The 26,919-nt window shown below is 41.8% G+C and carries 24 protein-coding genes; 16 read left to right on the top strand and 8 right to left on the bottom strand.

Features of this window, described 5'->3' with window-relative positions:
• Positions 1-47 precede the first annotated feature (47 nt).
• Positions 48-1,826, bottom strand: coding sequence for a DUF885 domain-containing protein (locus FGG15_RS06990; protein WP_138834614.1), 1,779 nt, complete (start codon positions 1,824-1,826; stop codon positions 48-50).
• 815 nt (positions 1,827-2,641) lie between these two features.
• Between FGG15_RS06990 and FGG15_RS06985 the strand changes: the two genes are divergently transcribed.
• A complete protein-coding gene (locus FGG15_RS06985; RefSeq protein WP_138834613.1) occupies positions 2,642-3,580 on the top strand; it encodes a calcium/sodium antiporter in 939 nt (312 codons plus the stop codon).
• A 54-nt stretch (positions 3,581-3,634) separates the two neighbouring features.
• Here the strand turns inward: FGG15_RS06985 and FGG15_RS06980 are convergent, their stop codons facing one another.
• A complete protein-coding gene (locus FGG15_RS06980) occupies positions 3,635-4,645 on the bottom strand; it encodes a glutamine synthetase beta-grasp domain-containing protein (RefSeq protein WP_138834611.1) in 1,011 nt (336 codons plus the stop codon).
• A gap of 212 nt (positions 4,646-4,857) precedes the next feature.
• Between FGG15_RS06980 and FGG15_RS06975 the strand changes: the two genes are divergently transcribed.
• The 10 genes from FGG15_RS06975 (at position 4,858) to pyrF (ending at position 14,793) form a co-directional block, all read left to right on the top strand.
• The gene (locus FGG15_RS06975; protein ID WP_138834609.1) at positions 4,858-7,044 is read left to right on the top strand and encodes a glutamine synthetase III family protein; all 2,187 of its coding nucleotides are present in this window, start codon (positions 4,858-4,860) and stop codon (positions 7,042-7,044) included.
• Positions 7,045-8,043, top strand: coding sequence for a serine/threonine dehydratase (locus tag FGG15_RS06970; protein WP_138834607.1), 999 nt, complete (start codon positions 7,045-7,047; stop codon positions 8,041-8,043). It begins immediately after the preceding gene.
• Between the two features lie 64 nt (positions 8,044-8,107).
• Positions 8,108-9,286 (top strand): AIR synthase related protein, encoded by a 1,179-nt coding sequence (locus tag FGG15_RS06965; RefSeq protein ID WP_138834605.1) that lies wholly within the window; start codon positions 8,108-8,110, stop codon positions 9,284-9,286.
• A 46-nt stretch (positions 9,287-9,332) separates the two neighbouring features.
• Positions 9,333-9,788, top strand: a complete 456-nt coding sequence (locus FGG15_RS06960) for a QcrA and Rieske domain-containing protein (RefSeq protein ID WP_138834603.1) — start codon at positions 9,333-9,335, stop codon at positions 9,786-9,788.
• A gap of 21 nt (positions 9,789-9,809) precedes the next feature.
• A complete protein-coding gene (locus FGG15_RS06955; protein WP_138834601.1) occupies positions 9,810-10,247 on the top strand; it encodes a thioredoxin family protein in 438 nt (145 codons plus the stop codon).
• On the top strand, positions 10,244-11,239 hold the full coding sequence (locus FGG15_RS06950) for an FAD:protein FMN transferase (RefSeq protein WP_138834599.1): 996 nt from the start codon (positions 10,244-10,246) through the stop codon (positions 11,237-11,239). Before FGG15_RS06955 ends, FGG15_RS06950 begins: the two co-directional genes overlap by 4 nt.
• A gap of 8 nt (positions 11,240-11,247) precedes the next feature.
• The gene (locus FGG15_RS06945) at positions 11,248-11,457 is read left to right on the top strand and encodes a DUF4266 domain-containing protein (RefSeq protein WP_138834597.1); all 210 of its coding nucleotides are present in this window, start codon (positions 11,248-11,250) and stop codon (positions 11,455-11,457) included.
• 23 nt (positions 11,458-11,480) lie between these two features.
• Positions 11,481-12,797 (top strand): DUF3570 domain-containing protein, encoded by a 1,317-nt coding sequence (locus FGG15_RS06940; RefSeq protein ID WP_138834595.1) that lies wholly within the window; start codon positions 11,481-11,483, stop codon positions 12,795-12,797.
• Positions 12,798-12,864: 67 nt separating this feature from the next.
• Positions 12,865-13,941 carry a peptide chain release factor 1 gene (prfA, locus tag FGG15_RS06935; RefSeq protein ID WP_138834593.1) on the top strand — a complete coding sequence of 359 codons (1,077 nt, stop codon included), beginning with the start codon at positions 12,865-12,867 and terminating at the stop codon, positions 13,939-13,941.
• 24 nt (positions 13,942-13,965) lie between these two features.
• Positions 13,966-14,793: an orotidine-5'-phosphate decarboxylase gene (gene pyrF, locus FGG15_RS06930; RefSeq protein WP_138834591.1), complete on the top strand. Its 828-nt coding sequence runs from the start codon at positions 13,966-13,968 to the stop codon at positions 14,791-14,793.
• Here pyrF and FGG15_RS06925 read toward each other — a convergent pair.
• The gene (locus tag FGG15_RS06925) at positions 14,790-14,984 is read right to left on the bottom strand and encodes a hypothetical protein (RefSeq protein ID WP_138834589.1); all 195 of its coding nucleotides are present in this window, start codon (positions 14,982-14,984) and stop codon (positions 14,790-14,792) included. The two genes, pyrF and FGG15_RS06925, sit on opposite strands and share 4 nt — an antisense overlap.
• Positions 14,985-15,180: 196 nt before the next feature.
• Here FGG15_RS06925 and FGG15_RS06920 point away from each other — a divergent pair, with 196 nt between their 5' ends.
• Positions 15,181-15,690: a hypothetical protein gene (locus FGG15_RS06920; RefSeq protein ID WP_237561762.1), complete on the top strand. Its 510-nt coding sequence runs from the start codon at positions 15,181-15,183 to the stop codon at positions 15,688-15,690.
• Positions 15,691-15,855: 165 nt separating this feature from the next.
• On the opposite strand, the gene FGG15_RS06915 is transcribed toward FGG15_RS06920, so the two are convergent.
• The 3 genes from FGG15_RS06915 to purU form a co-directional block, all read right to left on the bottom strand.
• Positions 15,856-17,379: a helix-turn-helix domain-containing protein gene (locus tag FGG15_RS06915; RefSeq protein ID WP_138834587.1), complete on the bottom strand. Its 1,524-nt coding sequence runs from the start codon at positions 17,377-17,379 to the stop codon at positions 15,856-15,858.
• Between the two features lie 365 nt (positions 17,380-17,744).
• Complete coding sequence (locus FGG15_RS06910) at positions 17,745-18,443, bottom strand: DUF4197 domain-containing protein (protein ID WP_138834585.1); 699 nt, start codon at positions 18,441-18,443, stop codon at positions 17,745-17,747.
• A 68-nt stretch (positions 18,444-18,511) separates the two neighbouring features.
• Positions 18,512-19,360, bottom strand: coding sequence for a formyltetrahydrofolate deformylase (purU, locus tag FGG15_RS06905; protein ID WP_138834583.1), 849 nt, complete (start codon positions 19,358-19,360; stop codon positions 18,512-18,514).
• A gap of 142 nt (positions 19,361-19,502) precedes the next feature.
• Between purU and FGG15_RS06900 the strand changes: the two genes are divergently transcribed.
• Positions 19,503-22,961: a methylmalonyl-CoA mutase family protein gene (locus FGG15_RS06900; protein ID WP_138834581.1), complete on the top strand. Its 3,459-nt coding sequence runs from the start codon at positions 19,503-19,505 to the stop codon at positions 22,959-22,961.
• Positions 22,962-22,973: 12 nt separating this feature from the next.
• Here the strand turns inward: FGG15_RS06900 and FGG15_RS06895 are convergent, their stop codons facing one another.
• Complete coding sequence (locus FGG15_RS06895) at positions 22,974-23,375, bottom strand: hypothetical protein (protein WP_138834579.1); 402 nt, start codon at positions 23,373-23,375, stop codon at positions 22,974-22,976.
• Between the two features lie 122 nt (positions 23,376-23,497).
• Here FGG15_RS06895 and FGG15_RS06890 point away from each other — a divergent pair, with 122 nt between their 5' ends.
• Positions 23,498-23,947 (top strand): Lrp/AsnC family transcriptional regulator, encoded by a 450-nt coding sequence (locus FGG15_RS06890; RefSeq protein ID WP_138834577.1) that lies wholly within the window; start codon positions 23,498-23,500, stop codon positions 23,945-23,947.
• A gap of 70 nt (positions 23,948-24,017) precedes the next feature.
• Positions 24,018-25,433, top strand: a complete 1,416-nt coding sequence (locus FGG15_RS06885) for an alpha/beta hydrolase (protein WP_138834575.1) — start codon at positions 24,018-24,020, stop codon at positions 25,431-25,433.
• Here FGG15_RS06885 and FGG15_RS06880 read toward each other — a convergent pair.
• Positions 25,420-26,157, bottom strand: coding sequence for a DJ-1/PfpI family protein (locus tag FGG15_RS06880; RefSeq protein WP_138834573.1), 738 nt, complete (start codon positions 26,155-26,157; stop codon positions 25,420-25,422). The genes FGG15_RS06885 and FGG15_RS06880 overlap by 14 nt on opposite strands.
• Positions 26,158-26,240: 83 nt before the next feature.
• Between FGG15_RS06880 and FGG15_RS06875 the strand changes: the two genes are divergently transcribed.
• Positions 26,241-26,876, top strand: coding sequence for a DUF1684 domain-containing protein (locus tag FGG15_RS06875; protein ID WP_138834571.1), 636 nt, complete (start codon positions 26,241-26,243; stop codon positions 26,874-26,876).
• Positions 26,877-26,919 lie beyond the last annotated feature (43 nt).

The following is a 26,919-nucleotide window of genomic DNA, read 5'->3' as shown; positions in this document are numbered from 1 at the left end:
AAAGGAATGGGGCCGATTGCTCGACCCCCGGAAAACATATCTAACAATTAACTATTTTCCTTGATCCATGTATTGATTTTATCCTCAAGCAGGGCCAAAGGAACACATCCAGTTTCCAACACCTGATTATGGAATTGTCGGATATCAAATTTATCTCCTAGAGCATCCGATGCTTTTTTGCGCAACTCACGAATTTTTAGCTGCCCAATCTTATAAGAAAGGGCCTGACCTGGGTTGGCCATGTAACGCTCAATTTCTGAAGTAATGGAAGCTTCAGATTCTGCTTCGTTGTCCAAGGAATATTGGATGGCCTGCTCACGGGTCCACCCTTTGGAATGCAATCCAGTATCAACTACCAACCGAATAGCCCGGTGCATCTCGGCGCCTAACATACCAAAAAGTTGATAAGGGTCGGTATAAAGACCAAGTTCGGTTCCCAAAGATTCGCTGTATAGCGCCCAACCCTCACCATAACCACTGTACCACAATAGCTTTCTAAATTTGGGTAACACATCACTTTCCTGGGTCAATGAAATTTGATAATGGTGTCCGGGAATGGCCTCATGTAGGAACAGGGATTCATCGGAATACACATTATATTTAGTTACTTCAGGAATGGGAGTATAGAAAATTCCGGGTCGGGTACCATCCAAGGATCCTGGGTTGTACTCTGCACTGGCTGATTTTTCCCTAAAGGTTTCCGTGCGGCGCACCTCAAAGGGGGTCTTGGGTTTTACATCGAATAGTTTTTCTATTTGTGGCTTCATTCGATCATGAATGGCGTTGAAATTGTCAATCACCTGCTTTGGTTCCGTAAAGGGCATCAATTCTTTGTTGTTTCTCACATAGTCGAAAAAAGCCTTTAAATCTCCTTCAAAACCTACTTGTTCCTTAATCTTTTCCATTTCGGAACGAATCCTTGCCACCTCGTTCAATCCAAGTTCATGGATTTCATCTGCGGTCATATTGGTAGTAGTGTATTTTTTGATTTGATGGGCGTAGTAGGCATCACCATCCGGTTCTCCTTGAATACCGCTGGATTCACGACCGGCATCCATATATTCATTGGCCATAAAGGCATGGAGTTTTTCGTATGCTGGAATAATTTTATCCTTGATCATAGTCTGATAAGCCTCCACTAGTTTGGCCTTGTCTTCTTCGGAGAAACTTTCTGGGAAATTCTTGATAGGAGAGTAAAACAGATGTTGATCCAAATCCTGAACAGTTTGGGATTCCAGCTGTGGCAAAACCTTTTTGATCAATGATTTGGGAAGAACGTGACCCTTTTCCATTCCTTCGCGCATTTTGTCTTCTGCGCTGGATAACCATGCCAAGAATCCATCCACTCTTTTCATCCATTTTTCATAGTCCTCAACTGTATTGAACGGCTGCGCACTGGATCCGCTGGCCAGTTGTCCTATAAATAAATTGGGAGACCACATTTGGTCAATGGGAGTAAGGTTGGCATTGTGATTAAACTCATTCAGATTGATATCACATTCCCAAGCAAGAATGGCCTTGCTCATTTGCTCACTTTCCGTCAAGTTTTCAATTGGGAAATTGGCTAGCTTTACCTTGTAACCTTCAAAATGTGCTTTGGCTTTCGCTGTATACTCATCTGAAAGCGCATTGGCGAAAACATCGTTATACCGATGGTCACCAGCTGTGGTGGCGTTGATTGGGTTCAATTTCAGCCCATCTTCATAGTAGTTGTTCAGGACTTCGGCAAATTCTTCACTAAGATTGGGGGATTCTTCTTTTTTGGCTTCCTGCTTGCAGGATTGCAAGCCAACTAGGACAGCCAAAACAATTGTTATTTTTTTCATCAATTCATGTGTGATTTGTTATAAAAATGTAAAATAGACAAATCAGCCAAATTGAAGCCTAAGGCAATTGCTAAAGTTTTCTAAAAAAAGGTCCTGCATGCACGGGAACTAATCACAGGGGTATAATTAGCTCCAAGTTTATTCATCGTTTGCTTCGCCCAATCGGCGCCTATAAAAGATTCCAGTAAAGAATTATTGGATTGATTGGCAACCAGGATAGCAGTTCCAAAAGGTATGATCAGTATTCCAAATAATGTAAGCATATCGATTGGTTTTAAGGATTAGACAAAAATTACAGTGATAAGCTGGATGACCAGCATCACCAAAAACTTAACAATTGTGATCATTGTGTTGATTGATTTTAAGGGTTGAAAAATTGCTTTGAACCGGTTACGTTTTTTTAAGATAAAATGACAGGAATCATGTTTCCAAATTTTTGTAAGGAAATCAATATAATTGCGTACAGGATTGTAGGTTAAAAAATGAGATTGGCTTTAGAATTGATGTGACCCTCTACGTTGAAGTTTTAAATTGTAAGGTTAAATTGTGATTATGGTTTTGGATTATCGTAATTGTAGGGGTTTTTTTGACCCTTTTTTGAAAACCAAGGGAGGTTTTGCTTCAAAAAGTGGCTTTTTTTGTGTTTTCGTTTCTTGGAGCAATCGGGAGTTGTAGTTTTTGGAGTGGAAGGACGGGTTGTAAATTACCCACTTTTTTAGGTGGATTTAAGCTTTTGACTTGATTTACAAATAAATTTTGAACCCCAAAGCTTGGAGCTTTAAATCTTCATCTATATTTACGCAAAATTTTACCGCTTGGGAAATCTACTTTTGGTTGTTTTGGGGCTCGTCCTTCTTATCGTTGGGGGGAATTGGTTGTTGAAATCTGCCGTGGCCCTATCCCTAAGGTTGGCCATTCCAAAAATCGTAATTGGGATGACCATTGTTTCATTCGCTACCTCGGCTCCGGAATTAATTGTAAGCATTAAGGCTGCACTTGACGGATTCCCTGATCTGGCTTTGGGCAATGTGGTGGGTTCCAATATTGCCAATTTGGGATTGGTTTTGGCTATTACGGTTTTAATGGGCAGTATCAATGTTCGTAAGAGCTTTTACACCACGGATTGGCCTGTTATGATGGTGGCCTCCTTGCTATTTGTTGGGTTTATTTATTTCGATGGGATTCTTGAGCAATATGAGGGAATCATACTCGTGGTTTTCCTTTTTCTGTTTTTGGTTTATTTGTTGCGATTTCAAAAACCAGCAGTTGAAGATGAGATGCCGGAAGACGATATTCCTTTACCGTTGTATAAAACAGTGTTTTTTTTAGGGATTGGAGGAACAGCACTTTGGGGAGGTTCTGAGTTGTTGATCAATGGAGCTGTGGGAATGGCATCGTCCTTGGGAGTAAGTGACCGAATAATTGGAGTGACTGTGGTTTCAGTGGGGACGAGCATTCCTGAATTGGCCGCATCCGTAGTAGCGGTGTTGAAAAAGGAAAAAGCCATTTCGTTGGGTAACTTGATTGGCTCCAATATCTTTAACCTCTTGGCTGTGTTGGGTATCACATCCATTATCACCCCAATAAGGGTGGTGGATCAAGGTTTATTGGCCAGTGATATTTTCTGGATGCTTGGGATTTCTCTCTTGATTTTACCCTTAGTTTTCTTCCCAAAAGGATTGCGCTTAGGATGGCGGGATGGAATTATTCTTCTGGTTGTTTATACCGCCTTTGTCTATTTGACCATAAACTAAAAAAACCGCCCATAGGACGGTTTTTTAATCATTATCAACAATTAATTCATCGGTTTAAACTTCGGCCGACTTTACAGTCGTGATGATTCTGGCCGCAACTTTATATGGGTCTGCATTTGAGGCAGGTCTTCTGTCTTCCAACCATCCTTTCCAACCTTTTTCTACGGTAATGATTGGAATTCGAATAGATGCACCTCTATCAGATACGCCGTAGCTAAAGTCATTGATGGAGGCTGTTTCGTGAAGGCCGGTCAAACGCTGATCATTGAACTCTCCGTAAACCGCAATATGCTCTTTGGCAACAGGTCTGAACGCTTCACAGATTTTCTCATACGTTTCTTTGTTGCCAGCGGTTCTTAAGGTAGTGTTTGAGAAGTTGGCATGCATCCCGGAACCATTCCAATCTCCTTTGATAGGTTTTGGGTGGTACTCAATATAATAACCGTACTCTTCGGTTAATCTATCCAACAAGTAACGGGCAACCCAAATTTGATCTCCTGCACTTTTCGCTCCTTTGGCAAAAATCTGGAACTCCCACTGTCCAGCAGCTACCTCTTGGTTAATACCTTCAAAGTTCAATCCAGCCTCAATGCAAAGATCGGCATGTCTTTCAACCAATTCGCGGCCCCAAGTGTTTTTCCCGCCAACAGAGCAGTAATACAATCCCTGTGGACCAGGATAACCACCAATTGGGAAACCTAAAGGTAATAGGGTGTCTGTATCCATGATGAAATATTCTTGCTCAAATCCGAACCAGAAATCATCATTCTCATCGTCAATAGTGGCTCTTGAATTTGAAGCGTGGGCGGTGCCATCAGCATTCAATACCTCGGCCATTACCAAATAACCATTCTTTCTAGCGGGATCAGGGTAAATCGCTACAGGTTTCAATAAACAGTCAGAAGAACCTCCCTCAGCTTGAAGGGTAGAACTTCCGTCGAAAGACCAAATAGGACAATCTTCCAATTTTCCACTAAAATTCTCTTCAATTTTAGTTTTACTTCTCATATTGGCGGTGGGCACATAACCGTCCAACCAGATGTACTCTAATTTAGATTTGCTCATAATTGCGGTCGTTATTTTGTTCTCAAATTTTAAAGAGACAAAAGTATGTTTTTCAGTTGATAATATGCATTTTGAAGGGTTAAAATCGCAATCATGACATTATAATTTTCATAACCCCCATTTTTAGTGGGGTTAAATGAAAAAAAAGTAATTTTTGAAGCATATATTATTAAATTGTTAATTGTAATTTTGTGGCTTAAACAAGTTTATCTATGTCAAACACTAGATTTGGTGCCATTGCCGAGAGTGGAAAGCGAACCCACAGAAAGGTGGAGGAAACAGGGAAAAGATCCCAACTTTTTGGACAGCAAGTGTTCAACGAAGAGAAAATGCTTCAATTTTTGACCAAGGAAGCTTTGGAAAAGGTCAAATCGGCTATTTTTCAAGGAACCAAGATAGATCGCAAAATTGCCGATCAGGTGGCTGAAGGGATGAAAGCGTGGGCCCTGTCCATGGGAGCTACACACTATACCCACTGGTTTCAACCGTTAACCGGTTCCACAGCAGAAAAACACGATGCCTTTTTTGACATTTTGCCAGATGGAAGGGCTATGGAAAAGTTTGGGGGTGCCCAGCTTGTACAACAAGAACCGGACGCTTCGAGTTTTCCAAGCGGCGGAATAAGAAATACGTTTGAGGCTAGGGGCTACACGGCTTGGGACCCCACATCTCCAGCATTTATTTATAAAACAACGCTCTGCATTCCGACCATTTTTGTGGCGTATACAGGAGAGGCATTGGATAACAAAGCTCCTTTGTTACGGGCTTTGCATGCCATAGACGAAGCCGCAACCTCCGTAGCACAATATTTTGACAAAAATGTACGTAAGGTATATGCCACATTGGGTTGGGAACAGGAGTATTTCTTGATAGATAAGGCTTTGGCTAAATCTCGTTTGGATTTGGTCATGACTGGAAGAACCTTGGTAGGCAATGCCGCCGCCAAAGGACAACAATTGGATGATCATTACTTTGGGGTGATTCCCTCCCGGGCACTCAGCTTTATGAGCGATTTGGAAAAGCAATGCACCAAATTGGGAATTCCGGTAAAGACAAGGCATAATGAAGTTGCACCCAACCAATTTGAATTGGCGCCGGTTTTTGAGGAGGCCAACCTGTCTGTAGACCACAACCTATTGTTAATGGATGTAATGGAGGAAATTGCGGACCAACATAATTTCACGGTTTTATTTCATGAAAAGCCCTTTGCCGGGGTAAATGGTTCAGGAAAGCACAATAACTGGTCCTTGGCTACGGATACTGGAGTAAATCTGCTCAGTCCGGGTTCCACGCCCATGAAGAATTTGCAGTTCCTCACCTTTTTTGTGAACACGATCAAAGCGGTGGATACCTATGAAGAACTTTTGCGTTCGTCCATAGCTTCTGCAAGTAACGATTATCGGTTGGGGGCCAATGAGGCACCGCCGGCCATTCTGTCCATTTTTATTGGCAAACAACTAAGTGATGTATTGGATGAATTGGAAGGAGTTTCCCAAGGTAAACTATCGCCACAGGAAAAAACAGAATTGAAACTCAATGTGGTGGGGAAAATCCCCGAAATTTTACTGGATAACACGGATAGGAACAGAACCTCCCCTTTTGCCTTTACAGGGAACAAATTTGAAATGAGGGGTGTTGGTGCTAAAACCAACTGTGCCAAACCCATGACCATTTTGAACACCATTGTGGCCAAACAGCTCTCGGACTTTAAGAAGGAGGTGGATGTTTTGATTGACAAGAAAAACTTGAAAAAGGATGAGGCTGTGTTCAACGTGTTGCGGGAGTATATTAAAACCTCAAAACGTATTCGGTTTGATGGGGATGGCTACGGTATCGAATGGCAAGATGAGGCGCGCAAACGCAAACTGAGCAATAACAAAAATACGCCAGAGGCCCTTCAAGTACTGACTTCCAAGAACAGTATTGCCCTGTTTAAGGAAATGGATGTGTTGAGCGAAGTGGAACTAAAAGCGCATCAAGAAGTGGAATTGGATGCGTATATTCTTCATGTTCAGATAGAGGGGAGAGTGCTGAGCGAAATGGTGTACAATCACATAATTCCTGCCGCTGTAAACTATCAAAATTCCCTTTTGACCAACGTTCAGGGGCTTAAGGAGATTTATGGTGCGGTCTACAATAAGGTAGCTGAAGGCCAGCTCAATATTTTGGAACAAATTGGGGAGCACTTGGCAGAAATAAAGAAACAAACTGATGAAATGACCGCTGCTCGACGTCGTGCCAACGGACTCTCTACCATCAATAAAAAAGCCCAAGCCTATTGCAATGATGTACGGCCTTTTTTTGAAACGATTCGGGAACAGTCGGACAAGTTGGAAAAATTGGTCTCAGATGAGGTGTGGCCCTTTACCAAATATCGCGAACTTCTTTTTGCGAAGTAAATGAAGGGAATCTTGGATATTACCGATATAGAAAAAGCCCAAGCACGGATAATCAAGTTTGTTCATAATACTCCCATACTCACCTCTTCCTTATTAAATAAGTGGTTGGGACATGAAGTCTATTTTAAGGCAGAATGTTTGCAGAAAATTGGAGCTTTCAAAGCTAGAGGTGGCTGTAACGCCTTGGCCTGGTTGATTGAACAAGGTCGGCGTCCCAAACATATCGTGGCCAACAGTTCTGGAAACCATGCGCAGGCCGTGGCATATGCTGCCCATCAATTTGGAATTCCAGCAACCATTTTTATGCCGGAATACTCTTCCCAAGTGAAGATTCAAGCTACTAAATCTTATGGAGCCGAAGTGGTTTTGAGCAAAACCAGGGACATTACGGATGAGAAAGTAAGGCAAGCAGCAGCAGTTGAGGGTACATACTGGATTCCTCCATTTAATCATGAACAGGTTATTTGTGGACAGGGAACTTCGGCTTATGAAGCGCTCAGGGAATTGGATAAAATGGACGCAGTTTTCGCCCCCTGTGGGGGTGGTGGATTGCTCTCCGGAACTCTGTTGGCGAGTCGTGGGCTTTCCCCAAAGACCCATGTCATAGGGGTGGAACCCTTGAATGCCAATGACACAGCTGAATCTCTTCGTCAAGGAACAATTCAAAGATTGGCTGCAGTGCCAAACACTTTGGCAGATGGCGCAATGACTATGGCCGTGGGTGATATCACTTTTGAATATCTAAAACAACTGGATGCCTTTTATGAAGCGGAAGAAGAAAAAATGATTTACTGGACCCAATGGTTGACCCATCTGCTCAAATGCAGGATAGAACCAACCAGTGCCATGACTATGGCCGGAGTATGTGAGTGGTTGAAGGGAGCTTCGGCTAAGAAAAAGGTTTTGGTAATACTCTCCGGGGGAAATGTTGATCAGCTGACAACGCAAAAAATCTGGAAGAATGATTATTTGGGTCATCTACCTTCCCTTCTTCAATAAAATTGTGGACTGCAAATAATAGCGTAAGGGAATCAGTTTTGCTATTTTTGCGCAAAATCTATCTATGTCCTCAGATACCAGTAAAAGATATACCCAAAGAGGGGTTTCTGCTTCCAAGGAAGATGTGCACAATGCCATCAAGAATATTGACAAAGGACTCTTTCCCAAAGCGTTTTGCAAAATTGTACCGGATTATCTTACGGGCAGTGATGAACACTGTTTGGTGATGCACGCAGATGGAGCGGGAACAAAATCCTCTTTAGCCTATATGTACTGGAAAGAAACCGGGGATATTACCGTGTGGAAGGGTATTGCGCAGGACGCCCTAATCATGAACGTGGACGACCTAATTTGCGTGGGCGCAACGGATAATATCATGCTTTCTTCCACCATAGGTAGAAACAAAAACCTGATTCCCGGAGAGGTTATTTCGGCAATTATCAATGGCACGGAAGAGTTGATTTCCGATTTAAGACAACATGGTATCACGATTCATTCCACTGGAGGAGAGACCGCTGATGTTGGAGATTTGGTTCGAACCATTATTGTAGATTCCACGGTCACAGCCCGAATGAGGAGAGCAAAGGTAATCGACAATGCCAATATCAAATCTGACGATGTCATAGTAGGGTTGGCTTCCTACGGTCAGGCTAGCTACGAATCTGACTACAATGGTGGAATGGGAAGCAATGGGCTTACCTCTGCTCGTCATGACGTTTTTGCCAAATATCTGGTGGATAAATATCCGGAAAGCTTTGATGCTGCCGTTCCCGGTGAACTGGTATATTCTGGAAATACAAAACTAACCGATTCGGTTGCAAATGCTCCCTTGGATGCAGGAAAACTGGTCTTGTCCCCAACACGAACCTATGCGCCCATTGTTAAACAAATATTGGAGCGGTTCAGTTCAGAAGAAATACACGGCATGGTGCATTGCAGTGGAGGTGCCCAAACCAAAATTCTTCATTTTGTTGAGGACCTGCATATTATCAAGGATAACATGTTCCCTATTCCTCCCTTGTTTAAATTGATACAAGAGCAATCCGGGACAGATTGGAAGGAAATGTACCAAGTTTTCAATTGCGGTCACCGCTTGGAACTTTATGTGGATGAGCAGGTTGCAAGCGAGATTATAGCCATTTCCCAAAGTTTTAACGTTGATGCACAAATCATAGGAAGGGTAGAAAAGTCCAGCAGTAAAAAATTGACCATCCAAAGTGAGTTTGGCAAGTTTGAATATTAGCATACGAATCCACTTAAAATAGCGTTCTTTCTATAAACCCCACGCTATGGAAAGAAAAGATTTTCTAAGGAGTCTGGGCGCAGGTGCCGCATTTGCCCTTACTTTTCCCTGTTTAAACGGTTGTTCAACGGATTCTGAGGATTTGGAACAATTTCCAGAACCAAACGGAGTGGATTTTACCGTTGACCTCACTTCAACTGATGCAGCTCCCTTGGCCAACAACGGAGGGTTTATTTTGGTGAAATCAAGTCCAAGTTTAGGCTATACCGATATCGTGGTTGCACGCAACCTGGAAGGTAATTTAATTGCTGCGAGCCAAATCTGCAGTCACCAGCAAACCGAAGAAGTACGTTTTATCTCTGAAGATGGAGGTGTGTTCAGATGTTCTACCCACGGTTCCAGATTTGACCAAGATGGAACCCCGCTTAATTCAGTAACCAGCAACCCACTAAAGGTTTTCAATACAGAACTAAATGGCACTACCCTAAGGGTTTTCGAATAGTTCTGGTAAATCACTGCATTTATGAAACGATTATTGATCATAATGGCCTGTTTGTGGTTTGGTTCGCTCCAAGCCCAAGACTGGCAGGATAGTTTTGAAGATGCCCTGGCCTTGGCTAATGAGCAGAACAAGCCCGTCGTTTTAGTGTTTTCAGGCTCTGACTGGTGCGGTCCCTGTATCCGTTTGAAACGGGGTATTTTGGATTCTGAGGATTTCAGTGCTTATGCAAAGGATCACTATGTGCTATATAATGCTGATTTTCCCAGAAAGAAAAAGAATCAATTGCCAGAACATAAGTTAAATGAAAATAAATCCCTTTTCACGGAGTATAACCCCAAAGGATACTTTCCATTGGTAGTGGTTATGGATAAGGATCAAAAGGTCTTGGGCAAGACTGGTTTCAATAGAAAAGCTTCTCCACAGGATTATATTGCTTTGCTAGATGGGTTTGTCAAATGAAAAAGCCACTGCTCCTTTGTTGGGTATTGATGGGTTTTCTGTCCTTTGGACAGCAAAGCCAGGATGTTACCGTAAAGCAAGTTATGAAGCTGATGGGAACCCGGTTCGAGATTACCGTGGTGGCTCCGAATGAGGATATCGGTTATATCAACATAGATGAGGCCGTATCCGAAATCAAGCGTATAGAAAAAATCATTTCTTCTTGGGACGAAGCTTCTGAAACCTCCTTAATCAATAAAAATGCTGGTGTTAAGCCCGTTAAGGTGAGCTCTGAGCTCTTTGGACTTATAGAACGGGCCAAGAAAATATCAGAGATTACCGATGGAGCTTTTGATATATCCTATGCATCCATGGATAACATTTGGAAGTTTGATGGAACCATGGATCGGGTTCCTTCGGAAAAAGCTATTGCACTTTCTATTTCCAAAATAGGATACCAAAAGATAATCTTGGACCAGGATCAGCAAACGGTCTTCCTTTCTGAACCAGGTATGCGTATAGGTTTTGGTGCCATTGGAAAAGGCTATGCTGCTGACAGGGCCAAAGAGTTGCTTGTATCCAAACAGGTTAAAGGCGGAATCATCAACGCTTCGGGCGATCTTACCACCTGGGGAACCAAAACTACTGGAGAAAAATGGCTCGTGGGAATCGCCAATCCGTTGAGCAAGGAAAAGGTATTTAGTTGGTTGCCAGTGATTGAATCTTCAGTGGCTACATCCGGAAATTACGAGAAATACATAGTGCTCAACGGGAAAAAATACTCGCACATCATCGATCCCCGATCCGGTTACCCAACTTCGGGCATTCACAGTGTGTCCGTATTTGCCAAATATGCCGAACTCTGTGATGCCTTGGCCACTGCGGTTTTCATCATGGGCAAGGATAGTGGTATTCATCTGATCAATCAAATTGATGGGGTGGAAGTGGTCGTTGTGGATTCAGATAACAAGATCCATAAGAGTACCGGAATTTTGTTCAATAACAATCCTTAATTTTAGGTATGGGTAGACTTTTTTTATTGTTGATCGTTTTAAGCATGTTAAGCTCCTGTGTTGTGGTTAGGGAATATGACAAAGTATATCTTTCAGATGCAGAGATGGACCTGAGCTCAAGGCCTTGTGAACGTTTTGAAACCAATTTTCAATTCTATAGAGAGGCATCGGCAGGCGCAAATGGAGGTAAAACCGGAGGCGGTTGTGGCTGTAATTGAAATTGGAAAATGAAAAATTGAAAATGGCAGCAAATATTTCCTTTATCCAGCAATCCAAAAATCGGGTAATCCCTGTTTTTCTTTTATTTGGATTATTGTCTTCGATTGGTTGGTCCCAACAAACCAATACGTCCTATGCCAAAAAAGTCTTGGAAACCAGTGAAATTGATTTGCTCTTCAGTTATTATGAGCAAGATGGCAATAACGCTGCGGTTACAGGAGGAGAGGGAACCGAAGAACTAACCGATGCCACATCCAGCATTGTACTTCGAATGCCCATGAACGTTGATGATGTGCTTACTGTGGATGTGGGATTATCGGCCTACACTTCAGCCTCATCCAGCAATGTCAACCCCTTGGATGGGGGTAACGTCACCGCAACAGCATTTGATGCCTCTTCTGGAGAGTCCAGAAAGGATTTGTTGGCATACATTAATCCTAGCTATCAGCATAGCTCCAAAGACCGGAATACCATCTGGAGTGCCGACTTGTATTTCTCCACGGAGTACGATTATTTTTCCTTTGGCTTTGGAGGAAGTTATACGAGACTTTTCAATGAGAAGAATACAGAATTAACTGTGGGCGGACGAGTGTATTTGGATAAATGGAACGCTATTTATCCTATAGAACTTCGTTCTGGTTTTTTTGATGACCGCGTAACTGGAAACGGAACCTACAACCCCAATTTTTCTGAATTTGATAAGGAAACCAGGAATTCATATTCCCTTTCCCTTAGCTTTTCCCAAATCCTGACCAAAAAGATGCAGGGCGCTCTATTTGTGGATTTGGTGCGCCAGAATGGTTTGCTCAGCACTCCTTTTCAACGGGTGCATTTTGGAGATACGGAAGACTTTTTTATTGATGACTTTCAATTGGCGGATGACGTGGAGCGCTTACCGGATTCCCGTTTTAAACTTCCTGTTGGCGGGCGATTGAATTATTATCTGAACGACTTTTTGATATTACGTTCCTACTATCGTTATTATTGGGACGATTGGGGGATAACCTCACATACAGCCAGTTTGGAGGTGCCCGTAAAGTTGACGGATAAATTCACTTTGTATCCCACCTATCGATTTTACTCCCAATCCGCGGCTGACCATTTCTATCCCAAAGAAGGGGCATTGTCAACCTCTACCTTTTATACTTCGGATTATGATTTGTCCAAATATGATGCCCATCAATATGGTTTGGGAGTTCAATACAAGGACATTTTTGCCAACACCAAAGTGTTCACCTTCGGGCTGAAGACCATCGATTTAAGATTCAACCAATATGATCGTAGTGATGGACTTAATGCGTCCATTATTACTTTAGGCACCACATTCGTTGGCAATTGAGGGCGGTAATGGCCCTGAATCAATCCAATCAAATGTTGTAAATTCGCATCTTAACGCGGATTGATTTATGCTAGACAAACTCAATATAGTTAAACAACGTTTTGATGAGGTTTCCGACCTGATCATTCAACCTGATATCATTACGGATCAAAAGCGATATGTTAAGCTCAATAAGGAGTACAAAGACCTTAAGTTGTTAGTGGACAAGAGGGAAAAGTACATTGCTTTTACCAACAACATTTCGGAAGCTGAGGAGATTATTGCAGATGGAAGTGATGCGGAAATGGTGGAAATGGCCAAAATGCAATTGGATGAAGCCAAGGAAGGACTACCCAAATTGGAGGAAGAAATTAAATTCCTGTTAATTCCGAAGGATCCAGAGGATGAAAAGGACGTGGTGATGGAAATTAGGGCCGGAACCGGTGGCGATGAAGCCAGTATTTTCGCTGGGGATCTCTACCGTATGTATGCCAAATATTGTGAGTCAAAAGGATGGAAAACCAATATTATTGACCTGAATGAAGGAACCAGTGGAGGATACAAGGAAATCCACTTTGAAGTAAGTGGAGAGGATGTTTATGGTACCTTAAAGTTTGAAGCTGGGGTACACCGAGTACAGCGCGTGCCACAAACCGAAACCCAGGGAAGGGTACATACAAGCGCCGCAACTGTTATGGTAATTCCTGAAGCTGAAGATTTTGATGTCCAAATAGATCCAAAGGATGTTCGAATAGACTTTTTCTGTTCCTCTGGACCAGGAGGGCAATCAGTAAACACAACGTATTCGGCGGTCCGTTTAACGCACGTTCCAACCGGATTGGTTGCACAGTGCCAGGATCAAAAATCGCAGCACAAGAACAAGGAAAAGGCGTTTAAGGTACTTCGGTCCAGATTGTATGATTTGGAATTAGCCAAAAAGCAGGAAGAAGATGCCGCCAAACGTAATTCGCAGGTGAGTAGTGGGGATCGTTCGGCCAAGATTAGAACGTATAACTATCCGCAAGGGAGGGTAACCGATCATAGAATTGGCTTGACGCTGTACGATTTGCAGAACATCATTAACGGGGACGTTCAAAAGATTATAGACGAACTGATGTTGGTGGAGAATACGGAAAAGTTGAAGGAGGCTTCGGAGATTTTTTAGTGGCCAGTAGGCGATAGGCTTATTATGAAAATAGAACATTTAATTTCCCAAATCCATAAAAAGAACTCCTTCCTATGCGTAGGATTGGATACGGATCTGGATAAGATTCCAAAACATCTTCTGTCCCAAGAAGACCCAATCTTTGCTTTCAACAAGTCAATAATCGATGCTACCCATGAATACTGTGTAGCTTATAAACCCAACATTGCTTTTTATGAGGCCTATGGACTGGAAGGGTGGAAGTCCTTGGAACGCACAATGAAATATCTCAATGAGCACTATCCTGAAATGTTTACCATTGCTGATGCCAAGCGGGGTGATATTGGGAATACATCCACACGTTACGCCAAAGCTTTTTTTGAAACCCTGAACTTTGATTCCATTACCATAGCGCCCTATATGGGCAGGGATTCCGTGGAACCCTTTTTGGCATTTCAGGATAAGCATACCATTTTATTGGCATTGACCTCCAATCAAGGAGCTTATGATTTTCAAACCCAAAAAATTGAGGGTCAGGAGCTGTACAAGAAAGTTTTGGAGGTTTCCAAGGGGTATGCAAATGCCGAGAACTTAATGTATGTTGTGGGGGCCACTAAGGCAGAATTCCTAAAAGAAATTAGGGAGATAATTCCAGAGCAGTTTTTATTGGTGCCTGGTGTTGGGGCGCAAGGAGGTAGTCTGCAAGAAGTTTGTAAGTACGGAATGGCTTCCAATGTGGGGCTCTTGGTAAATTCCTCAAGGGGAATTTTATATGCGTCCCAAGATGAAGATTTTGCGGATAATGCCGCACTCCAAGCCAAGTCTATTCAACAAGATATGGAGGCTGAACTGCAAAAACTCAATGGTATCTAAGCCAATTGCTCAAGTACTTTTTTAATACTTTGTGCCTTGCGCTTAAAAAATTCACCCAAGTTGGTATTGATGTAGGCCGCATCGGCTGCCATTTCAATAAACTTCTGGTACCTAAATTCCAAAACTGTAATAGCTTGGGTTCCGCTTGTGATTGGGGTAACCGTCCCAACTCTGCAATACTGATTTTTCATTTTTAAGATTTGTTATAACAAAGATACGTTCAAAAACAGGCTTTAGATCATCAGATTAACAGGTATTCACCTATAAATCAGGCACTTTATCTAAAATTTAACATAGAGGTAAAGGAAGACCCGCTATTCGTATACTTCCTTGGCTAAATTTTAACGTATTTTGATCATGATATTTTAACAACTCAAACCATATAAGATGCGATTTAAAAACTATTTGATTGTGTTAGTTGTGATGGCTATTGGCTCTGTATCAGCACAAAATACAGATTCCTGCAACTGCTGCACTGAAAGTCACAAAGCCTTTGATTTTTGGATAGGGGATTGGGCAGTTTCCAATGCAACCAATGGAAATCCGGCCGGGAAGAGCAAGATTACCCAGGAAGAAGGGGGCTGCGTAATTCGCGAAAACTGGACTAGTGCTACTTCCGGTTATACGGGCACCAGCCTTAACTTTTACAATGGGGTAAAGGAAAGGTGGGAACAACTTTGGATAGATAACAGTGGAGCATCTCTAAAGCTTAAAGGGAAAAGAATTGGAAATCAGATGATTCTGTCTTCAGACCCTTTTGACAAGGACGGAAAAATGCTCACCAATCGAATCACTTGGACGGCCAACGAAGACGGAACAGTAAGACAACTATGGGAAATCCTGGAGGGTGAAAAAGTAGTAAATACAGCTTTTGATGGGATATACAAAAAAGAATAAACAGCCCAAAGCATGATTGATGACTAATTCAAATGTGTACCTAATGAGACCTTTTGGGAGGTTGTTTGCCAGGACTGTTTATTACTTTAAAGTTGGCAAACTGTAGTTCACTTTTGGCTAAATCTGATAAACCTTTACCTTCCCCGATTTAAGATTACTCGGTATTTAGATTCGCAAAATACTCTTCTGGTACTGGGAAGGTGTAAGTTGGGTATCTTTTTTGAATGCTTTGTTAAAGGTGACCTTGTTATTATAGCCCACTTCATAAGCTACATTGATAATATTGAGTCTTCGCGACTTGTCGTCCACCAAAAGTTGCTTTGCTTCCTTGATGCGATACATGTTTACAAACTCATGGAAGCTAACATTGAAGTGCTCATTAATAATTTGGGAGGTATTATGCCGGGTGGTATTGAGTTTTTGCGCCACCATGTCCAAACTAATATTGTTTTCCTTGTAAATTCTTTCCTGGCTAAACAAATAAATGAGGTTTTCCTTAAGTTCCAATGATAGGCCAGGGGTGAGTCCGGATTTTTCATATTTGGGGAACAGGCGGTTGGTGTAGTCGTACGCCCCGCTGAAAACATCCGGTTGAATGTTTGCTGAATAGCCTACATACAACACCATAAGAGCCATGGAAGCCGCAGAAATATCAAACAAAAGTCCAGAAGAAATTTCGTTGGCGATTAAAATACCATAAGCGGCATAGGTAATCACATAAAGTATATGGATGTGATACACATTTTTTTGCCAAATCTGATTTTTGGCTTGGAGCAGTTTCTCTCTTTTCCCACGCTTGTATACCTTTCCAATAAAGTAGCCGTATACCGTCAAGGAGACAATCTTTAAGGTTACCAGAAGTACAAGTTTACTGGAATCTTGCGGATTTAGACCATGTTGCACCCTTGAAAGCATCCATTGAATTTTGGTTTCACATGCATAGGAGTATACCGTATAACTCAAATATCCGATTAGAATAACTGTTGGTACTAAGTGCAGCAGGTCTCGGATTTTAAACCTATATTTTTGAATGGTGGACTTGAAATAAAGATACAACAGAGGGCCATATAAAAAAGAAGCCCATGTGGACATTAAATAGGTATGTGGGTACTGAAAATAGTAGTTAGACCGGTTTATGGCAATGTGTAGGATAAAGAATGAATGCAGAAAAATAAAGGTGCCTATCAGCAACCGTGACGGTTTGTGAATCTGTCGATTGAAACAAATTAAGAATACTACGTAAAAACCAACAAGGGCCACAAATAAGTACAGTAACGACCACGAAGTTACCTTCGGAATCACCTTTTCCGAAATATCCTTGAACTCCTCGGTTTTTCTAATGGGATCAAATCCTTCGTTCAGTAGAAAATTGGGATTGAATTCTACCTGAAGGTATTCATTGAGCGTATAAGTGGAAGCTTCCGGATGTTCCAAGGCAGCTTCACTAAGCGCAATCCTTTTTAGCACATGGGTTTTTTCTGCCGATGCATTCTCCAGATTCCTTTCATAAATGGATAAAGCCTTTTTATATCTATGGATGTTATAGTAGTAGTCTGCCCATTCCAAGGAGTCTTGCAGTGCAAGATGAAGCGGAGTTCTGGCTAAATTGGAGGTGCTGCTGTTCAGGTTCGCCAAGCATGAGGTGCATGACACAACAACCAGAAATGCAAAGAAGCCTAACCGTCCCATGAGTTGATTAGTGAATTAGCCTTCCTTGAAATTACCAAATAAGTACACTTGAAATGTTAAAAAAAAACTAAAAACCGTAAGTCCCGATAATAGTTTACCTTTTGTAATTGGATTTGAATAGCGTTTTAACCCTTAAAAATACCTTGGATTAATCGGTCTGCCCAAAATGAAAAAACCGGTGCATGCACCGGTTTAAACTAACTAACTCAAAAAAATGCTAACTCAGATAACTTGCTACAAAACTCTTTTTTAACCTTTGAACCTAGGTTAATTTAACATTAGGATTTTGTTAAAATTGTTTTGATAGTGTTGTTATAGTAACGATAAATCGCAAAACTTATTGCATTATTATGAAAATTTTAGCATTAATCCTGCAAAGCAAACACCTTTTTTAACAATTCAGTGGTCCTGGACGAAATATTTGTACGAATTTTCTTTTCTTCCACCGCGATCATGGTGTAAACTCCTTCCAATGCCTCCTTAGTGGTATAATCTGTTAAATCCGGATTAACATCGTTAGTTAAAGGTAGGCTGTTGTACTTGGAAATAATGTTCCTCCAGATATCATCCGCCCCAACCTTTTTAAAGGATTGTTCAATAACCGGTTTAAATTTGTTGTATAACTTGGTTGAGGTGGAGCTTTCTAAAAAGGTGGTTGCCGCATTATCAGCGCCCAATAAAATCTTGCGTGCATCTTCAAAACTAATCTGCTTTACCGCATCCACAAAGATGGGAATTGACTTATCCACGGCGTCTTCAGCAGCACGGTTTATGACACGTAAACCTTCATCTGCCAAATTTCCCAATCCGACATCCCTTAATGCTTTATCCACTTTTTTAAGCTCCTCTGGAAGTAGAATCTTTACCAGTTCATTTTTGAAAAAACCGTCCATGGAAGCCAATTTGTTGACCTGCTTTTCGATCCCTTGATTTAGGGCATCCTTTAAGGCCTGTGCTATCTCGGCATTACCAACAGTTCCTTGGGGGAGCTGGTTTACAACTTGTTGAAGTTCAGTACATCCAGCTAGTTGAAATAGCAGAATGCACAACAATAATCGTTTCATGTTTCAGTGTTTTATAGTTGAAGTTAAGTTACAGCTAAACTTCTATAAATCAAGTGGAATAAAATAAATTATGAAAAAATCACCGTCTTATTATTGTAGACAATGGTTTTTCGGGCTACATGTAGGTGGACCGCCCTGGAAAGCACAATCTTCTCAAGATCTCGGCCTTTGGCAATAAAATCTTTTATGGAATGTGAATGTGAAACTGTGGTAACATCCTGCTCAATAATAGGGCCTGCATCCAACTCTTCCGTAACATAGTGGCTTGTGGCGCCAATAATCTTTACACCTCTTTCAAATGCGGCATGGTATGGTTTGGCCCCAGCAAAAGCTGGTAAAAATGAATGGTGAATGTTAATAATTTTGTGCGGAAAAACGTCAATTACCTTGGTAGACACAATCTGCATGTAACGGGCAAGTACGATAAAATCAACATCATGCTGCTTTAAAAGTTGTAGTTGTTCTTCTTCCGCATTTTCCCTAATGTCTTTATTGAAGGGTACATGAAAAAATGGGATGTCAAACTGGGCTGCTATATAGGCCAAATCGGGATGATTGCTTAAAATAAAGGGGATGTCCACTTGAAGTTCACCAGAATTGTAACGGCTCAATAGATCATACAGACAATGGTTGTATTTAGAGACAAAAACGGCCATTTTCGGTTTTATCCCATCCGCATATATGCCCCATTCCATTTGATAGCTTTTGGCCAGTTCCCCATCAAAGTCGCTTTTAAACCCGGATAAATCAATGCCTTGCTCAAATTCACTTTCCAAACGCATAAAGAACACTCCTGCTTCCTTGTCCACATGTTGGTCCAAATAAATAATGTTGCCCTTTTTTTTATGGATGAACCGGGTTACGGAACTTATGATTCCCGGTTGATCGGCACAATGAATAAGTATGGTAAGCTTCATGCTGTTGAATTAACCCGATAAAATTATGATATTCAGAAAAAGCAAGCCTTATGTCGGTGAATTTTTATAAAATTCGAAACAAAACCGATTTTAGCCTGCATTTTCCGTAAATTGCAGGGCAAATTATGAGTCTTTATTGCCAATGAAACAATTGAAGCCATACACTCCTAAAAATAAAGTGAGAATTGTGACCGCAGCTTCGCTGTTCGATGGACATGATGCTGCAATCAATATTATGCGCAGGATTATTCAGTCCACGGGGGTTGAAGTCATCCATTTGGGACATGATAGAAGCGTAGCCGAAGTGGTGGATTGTGCTATCCAGGAAGATGCAAATGCCATTGCCATGACCTCCTACCAAGGAGGACACAATGAATATTTTAGGTATATGTTTGATTTGCTCAATGAACGAGGGGCATGGCACATCAAGATTTTTGGCGGTGGTGGCGGCGTAATCCTTCCATCAGAAATTGAAGCCTTAATGGCTTATGGCATTGAGCGGATTTATTCCCCGGATGATGGTAGGGAAATGGGTTTACAGGGCATGATCAATGATTTGGTGGAGCGATGTGATTCACCCGTACCAGATTTACAGATTCCCAAAGGAAAAAAGCTAGAAAAATTACTAACCGACAAGCAGGTGAATACCTTGGCGCGTTTAATTTCCTTGGCTGAAAATAGACACGACGAATTTGAAAAACACCAGCAAAAATTTACAAAATCCATCGCTAATGTGCCCGTGTTGGGAATCACAGGAACGGGTGGGGCTGGAAAATCGAGCTTGGTGGATGAGCTGGTCAGGCGGTTCCTAAATGATTTCGAGGACAAGCATATAGGAATCATTTCTGTGGATCCATCCAAACGAAAAACAGGAGGTGCTTTGCTCGGTGACCGCATACGGATGAATGCCATTAGTGACGAGCGGGTTTACATGCGATCCCTTGCCACAAGACAATCCAATCTTGCCTTGTCCAAACATGTAGCAGAGGCTGTACAGGTATTGAAGGCGGCCCAGTATGATCTGATTATTTTGGAAACTTCGGGAATTGGACAATCTGATACGGAGATCTTGGAGCATAGCGATGTTTCCCTTTATGTGATGACCCCGGAATTTGGGGCGGCTACCCAATTGGAAAAAATTGATATGCTCGATTTTGCTGATGTTGTTGCCATCAACAAGTTTGACAAAAGAGGGGCTCTGGATGCCCTCAGGGATGTCAAAAAACAATACATGCGTAACCACGGACTGTGGGATGCCAAAGAAGATGACCTTCCTATATATGGAACAATAGCTTCCCAATTTAATGACCCTGGGATGAATCAGTTGTACAAAGTGGTCATGGACACTTTGGTCAACAAAACCAATACCCCTCTAAAATCCAACTGGGCTATTTCAGATGAAATGTCGGAGAAGATTTTTGTAATACCCCCTGCCCGAACCCGATACTTGTCCGAAATTGCGGAGAATAACCGTTCTTATGATATTCGGGTGGCATCCCAAACGAAAATCGCACAAAAACTTTATGGCATTTTCTTGACTTTGACATCAATACTTGACTTGGATGAAAATGAGGCGCAGTCCAATTTGCTTTCTAAAAGAGGCTTGGATGAGGAGAAGGTTTATACCTTTCTGAAAAATGAAAATGAAAAGGATTTTATTGCCCTTATGATCAAAGAATTTGATAAAGTAAAAATGAACTTGGACCCGCATAACTGGGAAATTATACTGCAATGGAAAAAGAAGGTCAATCGATACAAATCTGAAACCTACTCTTTTGATGTAAGAGGTAGGGAAGTAAAGATTCAGACCCATACCACTTCCTTGTCCGCGAGTCAGATTCCAAAGGTGGCTTTGCCAAGGTACAAGGCTTGGGGCGACATTTTAAGCTGGAATCTGCAGGAGAATGTACCGGGGGAATTTCCTTTCACTGCTGGATTATATCCTTTTAAACGGGAAGGAGAGGACCCAACCCGAATGTTTGCCGGGGAAGGTGGCCCAGAGCGGACCAATCGCCGATTCCACTACGTGAGTTTGGATATGCCAGCCAAACGACTTTCAACCGCTTTTGATTCTGTGACCTTGTACGGAAGTGATCCGGATCACCGACCAGATATTTATGGAAAAATTGGGAATGCCGGAGTTTCCATATGTTGTTTGGATGATGCTAAGAAGTTATACTCTGGATTCGATTTATGTGACCCAATGACCTCGGTCAGTATGACCATCAACGGTCCAGCTCCCATGCTCTTGGCCTTTTTTATGAACGCCGCAATCGACCAAAATTGCGAGAAATTTATCAAGCAAAAAGGGTTGGATAAAGAGGTGGACCAAAAGCTTGAAAAAATCTTTGCAGAAAGGAAGATGGAAAGACCCCAATATATTGGGGAACTTCCAGAAGGTAACAATGGATTGGGGTTAATGTTGCTCGGTGTCACAGGAGAAGAAGTGCTGCCTAAAGATGTTTATGAGAAGATAAAATTGGAAACCTTGGGTCAGGTTAGGGGTACAGTGCAAGCTGATATCTTGAAGGAGGACCAGGCGCAAAATACCTGCATCTTTTCTACGGAATTTGCCCTGCGCCTTATGGGCGATGTCCAAGCGTATTTTATTGCCAACCAGGTGCGCAATTTTTATTCCGTATCCATTTCCGGATACCATATAGCCGAAGCTGGGGCCAACCCCATTACCCAGTTGGCATTTACATTGTCCAATGGCTTTACTTATGTGGAATACTATTTGAGTAGGGGAATGGACATCAACCAGTTTGGCCCTAACCTTTCTTTTTTCTTTTCAAACGGAGTAGATCCCGAATATGCAGTTATTGGCAGGGTAGCCCGCAGAATCTGGGCTAAGGCCATGAGAGAAAAATATGGGGCCAACCCCAGGGCACAGATGTTAAAATATCATATTCAAACTTCTGGAAGAAGCTTGCATGCCCAAGAAATCGATTTCAATGATATCCGGACTACGCTTCAAGCGCTTTATGCCATTTACGACAACTGCAATTCCTTGCACACCAACGCCTATGACGAAGCCATTACAACACCCACTGAGGAATCCGTTAGAAGGGCCATGGCCATTCAGTTGATCATCAACAAGGAATTGGGCTTGGCCAAAAACGAAAACCCTATGCAAGGTTCGTTCATTATTGAGGAACTGACCGATTTGGTAGAGGAAGCGGTACTACTGGAATTTGACCGAATCACCGAACGGGGCGGGGTACTGGGCGCTATGGAAACCATGTATCAACGTTCCAAAATTCAGGAGGAAAGTTTACATTATGAAACTTTGAAACATACGGGGGAATATCCTATTATTGGGGTCAATACCTTCCTGAGTTCCAAGGGTTCACCTACCATATTGCCAGCCGAGGTCATCAGGGCTACGGAAGCGGAAAAGCAAAATCAAATCAAAACCCTGGAAAATCTACACAATGGACATGCGAATAGGGCAAATCACTTGCTAAAAGAGCTGCAGCAAACCGCGATTAGGAATGAGAACATTTTTGAGCAATTGATGGAAGTGGCCAAAGCATGTTCCCTAGGCCAGATTACCAATGCCCTGTTCCAAGTTGGAGGTCAATATCGACGGAATATGTAAAGGAGAATTTTGTTAGTCGTTTCCGTTTTGGAAAGATTTTCGCCACTTTTTAAAGGAAACTCTAAAGATTTTAATTTCCCTGCGCAAAAGATTCAGGTATTCTTTTTCTTTGACACCATCCCGCTCCAAGCCATTGCAATAGGCCAAGATGTTTTTGGTCATCACATTGATGAAACTAAGGCTTCTCATACGTGAAGCGTAAGAGTTGCTAAGCGCAACATGTTCCACCTCCTTGGTGATTTGAACGGCATCGGTCATTAGGGATTGCATTACATCATCCCGGAAACTACCAATTTTCTTAAGTGATAACAAGTCTCTATTGTACGAAAAATAATAGGCAACGGCCTCACTCAAGTCGCGAAGGGCCAAAGATTTACGATATACTCCAAGAGAATTTAAAGAATTTTTCTCCATTTTTTCAAAAGCAATTTTGTCCTATAAAATTACATATGAAAAAGATAACCTAACTTTGGTATCAAAAGCAATATAATACATATGCTTTAAAATATTAAATTTTATTCGTTTTTACTTTATATATGAAGATAGATGAATTAAACTGGCAAATTCTAGCTTGTTTACAAGAAAATGCAAGGGAGACTTTTGCCAATATTGGTCGTAGAATTGGTCTTACACCACCTGCGGTGGCAGAGCGGGTAAAGAAGATGGAAGATCTTGGTGTTATTGAAGCGTATGAAACCAAAGTTTCTTACGCCTTGGCAGGGCATCAGCTTAAAGCAATCATTATGCTTCGGGCATTTATGGGAAAGCTAAAGCCTTTTTTAAATAAGGTGGATAACTTCCAAGAAGTGGTCAATTGTTATCGGATTACGGGAAATGAGAACATTATCATGGAAGTGGTGTTGAAAGACCAGTCTCATCTGGAAAAATTCATTGACCAGCTTATCGTTTATGGGGAATGCCGGACGCATATTGTATTGTCTGATGTAATTTCCAATGCCCCAATCAAAAACGGTAAGGTTTACTGATCATTTTCGATTATTTTTAGGAGACCTTATAATATTCCCGTTTTGGCGGGGTTTTTGTTGTGAAAGGAATATGAAAAAAAATCTCGCTTTACTTTTTCTTGCCACTTGTATTGCACAAGGTGTTTTTTCCCAACAAATGGTACTGAAAAAGGGAACCATCTTGGAAGCTCTTCCAGTAAACGATTCCATCTCTGAAACTTTTTCACTGTATTTGCCCACCTCATTTTCAACGGATAAGACATGGCCGCTGTTAGTGGTGTTCGATCTGGATGGAAAAGAGATACAGGCACTTTCCATGTTTGTACATGCCGCTGAAGATGAAGGTTACGTGTTGGCGGCACCTCAGGTAAGGGATACTGCTTCCTTGGCCGATAACATGGTAAAAACTACCCAAACCGTGCAAAAGGTAATGGACTTATTGCCCATTCAAAAATCTAGGATCTATACGGCAGGAGCGGGATCGGGAGGTAGGTATGCCAATTTGGTCCCCATTTTGTCCAAAGATGTGAGCGGGGCAATTTCCATTGGGGCCAGCATTACCAATACTGAGTTGTTGAGCATCAGACGTCCCTTTCATTTTATCGGAATAGTGAATAAAAAGGATTATAACTATCCGGGCCTACTGTCTGTGAAAAAGATTTTGGATCGGTATAGATTTCCCAATCAGGTATTGATTCATTCTGGAGATAAATTGTGGCCAGACCCATCCTACCTTAAAAGATCATTGCGCTTATTTACCCTGGCAGCAATGCGCAAGGGGTTAGTGGCTAAGGATTCTGCATATATTGATGGATCTTACAAAAGCGATGTGACCCAGGCGGGACGATTAAAAAATTCCCTAAAACTATTATTGGCGGAACAGTATTTGGGCGAGATGATGGGTGCCTATGGGGCATACAAAAATTTGGACTCCTTGAGAATGGTACAAAGAGACATTCGAAGGAACAAAATGTACAGGAGTATGAAAAGGTCTGAAAGTGCTGCCTTTTTAAAAGAATCCCTACTCAAAGAGGACTATCTTTATTATATGGATGAGGACTTGATAACCTACAATTTCAACAATTTGGGATGGTGGAATTTCCAACGAAGTGAAATCAGCAAATTTATCGAAGGTTCCAGTAAGGCTGAACGTGAAATGGGGCATCGGCTATTGGGATATATCAATGCCTTGGCAGAGGATAACATTGATATTGTACAGTCCGAGGACTTGATTGATGAAGATGCACTGGCCTTCCTGTTTATGCTGAAGACCATCTTGGAGCCGGATAATTTCGACTTCTATATGAAGATCATTTCCTTGAGTTCCAAAAACGAGGATTTTGGCACAGCTTTGTTCTACTTGGAAGAAGCACTTAAAAAGGGCTTTAATGACAAGGATAGATTATACGGCTTGGAACATACCGCCTTACTCCGCATCAACCCTAAATTTAATAAGTTGGTATCGGAATATTTAAAAGATGCCCGCTATAACATCAAGGAGCAATAAACCTTGGAACATCCTCCAATTTCCAGTCAATTACCAATCCTCCAGCTATAGATTCGGCAATTTCTTTCCCGTACAAATACTCACAGAGATAAAGGGCCGCTTCAAAACTTTTGGCTCCACCAGCAGATGTGATGTATTTACCGTCATGCACAAAAAGCACATTGTCCTTAACGTTTAAATGGGGAAACATGGTTTTGTATTTGGGAATATCACTGGGAAAAGTAGTGGATGCAACTTCGTCAAGAATACCTGCTTTTGCCAATACAAATGCACCATCGCAATGGGAGGTAACGAATTGGGCGTTCTTATTTATTTTCTTTACAAAATCAAGCATACGCGTATCTTCCAGGTCTGTGTCCAAATGGTGTTCGGCGCTGGGTACCACCAAAATGTCAATGTTCGGAATGGAATCTTGGGTATAATCAAAATCCGGTAAAATCCGAACCCCTTCAAAAGAGGTGATTGGCTCCAGGGTATTGGCCACGGTAAAAGTGTTCATGGCCTTGATATTTTTACGGTATTGGGTGTGCTGAAAAATATCAAATGGAGCGGTAAACTCAGTATTGTAGACCCCGTCCATAATCAAGAATGCAACATTGTACCGATTAGCCTCAAGTTTGGGGAAAACCCGGTTTGCTGGTTCTGCAGTTAATTTGGGTTCCTTTCTTTCCCCACAGGAAAAAAAGACAACGGAAAGGCAAAGTACCATGAGGATTCTGGTCATATCTGGATGCATTTTGAATTAGAAGGAATGCTAAGGTACTATTCAAATTGATTTCCGCTACTTTTACAGCAAAAAATAGGAGGATGAAATATTTGGTGCTTCTTGCCTGTTGTTTGGTTATGGCTTGCAAGTCGGATAAAAAATACCACAGGGAAGTCAAGCAAGTTAAAACGGAGTCCAACTTGGTTCAGGATATTCTAGAATTCCAGGATGGCTTAAATGCCTCTTTCAGAAATCCTGAGAGCTCACCTTTGCCCGATCGGTACCGTAAAGACTTTAATAGGTTGGATTTTTATGAACCGGACACGACCTATATCGTCAAAGCCAAATTGGAGCGCACACCAGAAGCCATTCCCTTTTTGATGAAGACCACAACCAATGACCATAGGAATGAAGTGGTGTATGGCATCGCGCATTTTGAACTCCATGGTACGCCATACCAGTTGGAAATTTATCAAAGTATGGACGAACCTGATGAGGGATTTGAAGATTACCTTTTCCTGCCATTTTTGGATAATACCAACGGAAATGAAACGTATGGAGGCGGACGTTACATCGATTTAACGATTCCCAAAGGAGATTTGATAGTTATCGACTTTAACAAGGCGTACAATCCCTATTGTGTGTATAATAAAAAGTACTCCTGCCCTCTAGTGCCAAGGCAAAATTATTTGAGAACTAATGTGAGAGCAGGAGTGAAAGACTTTGTCAAGGAATAAAAAAGCCCAACTTCCGGAGGAAGAAGGGCTTTAAATCAAAATA

It is taken from the genome of Flagellimonas algicola (assembly GCF_005937185.1).
In the GTDB taxonomy this organism is placed as follows: Bacteria; Bacteroidota; Bacteroidia; order Flavobacteriales; family Flavobacteriaceae; genus Flagellimonas; species Flagellimonas algicola.
This window is presented reverse-complemented; position numbering and strand designations above follow the sequence as displayed.

What these genes read in the sequence shown, in the direction of transcription:
- FGG15_RS06955 (WP_138834601.1), top strand. Translation starts at nt 9,810, where the DNA reads ATGAAACGATTATTGATCATAATGGCCTGTTTGTGGTTTGGTTCGCTC.
- FGG15_RS06965 (WP_138834605.1), top strand. Translation starts at nt 8,108, where the DNA reads ATGTCCTCAGATACCAGTAAAAGATATACCCAAAGAGGGGTTTCTGCT.
- FGG15_RS06915 (WP_138834587.1), bottom strand. Translation starts at nt 17,379, where the DNA reads ATGGGACGGTTAGGCTTCTTTGCATTTCTGGTTGTTGTGTCATGCACC.
- purU (WP_138834583.1), bottom strand. Translation starts at nt 19,360, where the DNA reads ATGAAGCTTACCATACTTATTCATTGTGCCGATCAACCGGGAATCATA.
- FGG15_RS06990 (WP_138834614.1), bottom strand. Translation starts at nt 1,826, where the DNA reads ATGAAAAAAATAACAATTGTTTTGGCTGTCCTAGTTGGCTTGCAATCC.
- FGG15_RS06885 (WP_138834575.1), top strand. Translation starts at nt 24,018, where the DNA reads ATGAAAAAAAATCTCGCTTTACTTTTTCTTGCCACTTGTATTGCACAA.
- FGG15_RS06880 (WP_138834573.1), bottom strand. Translation starts at nt 26,157, where the DNA reads ATGACCAGAATCCTCATGGTACTTTGCCTTTCCGTTGTCTTTTTTTCC.
- FGG15_RS06875 (WP_138834571.1), top strand. Translation starts at nt 26,241, where the DNA reads ATGAAATATTTGGTGCTTCTTGCCTGTTGTTTGGTTATGGCTTGCAAG.
- FGG15_RS06960 (WP_138834603.1), top strand. Translation starts at nt 9,333, where the DNA reads ATGGAAAGAAAAGATTTTCTAAGGAGTCTGGGCGCAGGTGCCGCATTT.
- FGG15_RS06975 (WP_138834609.1), top strand. Translation starts at nt 4,858, where the DNA reads ATGTCAAACACTAGATTTGGTGCCATTGCCGAGAGTGGAAAGCGAACC.
- pyrF (WP_138834591.1), top strand. Translation starts at nt 13,966, where the DNA reads ATGAAAATAGAACATTTAATTTCCCAAATCCATAAAAAGAACTCCTTC.
- FGG15_RS06890 (WP_138834577.1), top strand. Translation starts at nt 23,498, where the DNA reads ATGAAGATAGATGAATTAAACTGGCAAATTCTAGCTTGTTTACAAGAA.
- FGG15_RS06910 (WP_138834585.1), bottom strand. Translation starts at nt 18,443, where the DNA reads ATGAAACGATTATTGTTGTGCATTCTGCTATTTCAACTAGCTGGATGT.
- FGG15_RS06940 (WP_138834595.1), top strand. Translation starts at nt 11,481, where the DNA reads ATGGCAGCAAATATTTCCTTTATCCAGCAATCCAAAAATCGGGTAATC.
- FGG15_RS06925 (WP_138834589.1), bottom strand. Translation starts at nt 14,984, where the DNA reads ATGAAAAATCAGTATTGCAGAGTTGGGACGGTTACCCCAATCACAAGC.
- prfA (WP_138834593.1), top strand. Translation starts at nt 12,865, where the DNA reads ATGCTAGACAAACTCAATATAGTTAAACAACGTTTTGATGAGGTTTCC.
- FGG15_RS06945 (WP_138834597.1), top strand. Translation starts at nt 11,248, where the DNA reads ATGGGTAGACTTTTTTTATTGTTGATCGTTTTAAGCATGTTAAGCTCC.
- FGG15_RS06950 (WP_138834599.1), top strand. Translation starts at nt 10,244, where the DNA reads ATGAAAAAGCCACTGCTCCTTTGTTGGGTATTGATGGGTTTTCTGTCC.
- FGG15_RS06980 (WP_138834611.1), bottom strand. Translation starts at nt 4,645, where the DNA reads ATGAGCAAATCTAAATTAGAGTACATCTGGTTGGACGGTTATGTGCCC.
- FGG15_RS06970 (WP_138834607.1), top strand. Translation starts at nt 7,045, where the DNA reads ATGAAGGGAATCTTGGATATTACCGATATAGAAAAAGCCCAAGCACGG.
- FGG15_RS06920 (WP_237561762.1), top strand. Translation starts at nt 15,181, where the DNA reads ATGCGATTTAAAAACTATTTGATTGTGTTAGTTGTGATGGCTATTGGC.
- FGG15_RS06895 (WP_138834579.1), bottom strand. Translation starts at nt 23,375, where the DNA reads ATGGAGAAAAATTCTTTAAATTCTCTTGGAGTATATCGTAAATCTTTG.
- FGG15_RS06900 (WP_138834581.1), top strand. Translation starts at nt 19,503, where the DNA reads ATGAAACAATTGAAGCCATACACTCCTAAAAATAAAGTGAGAATTGTG.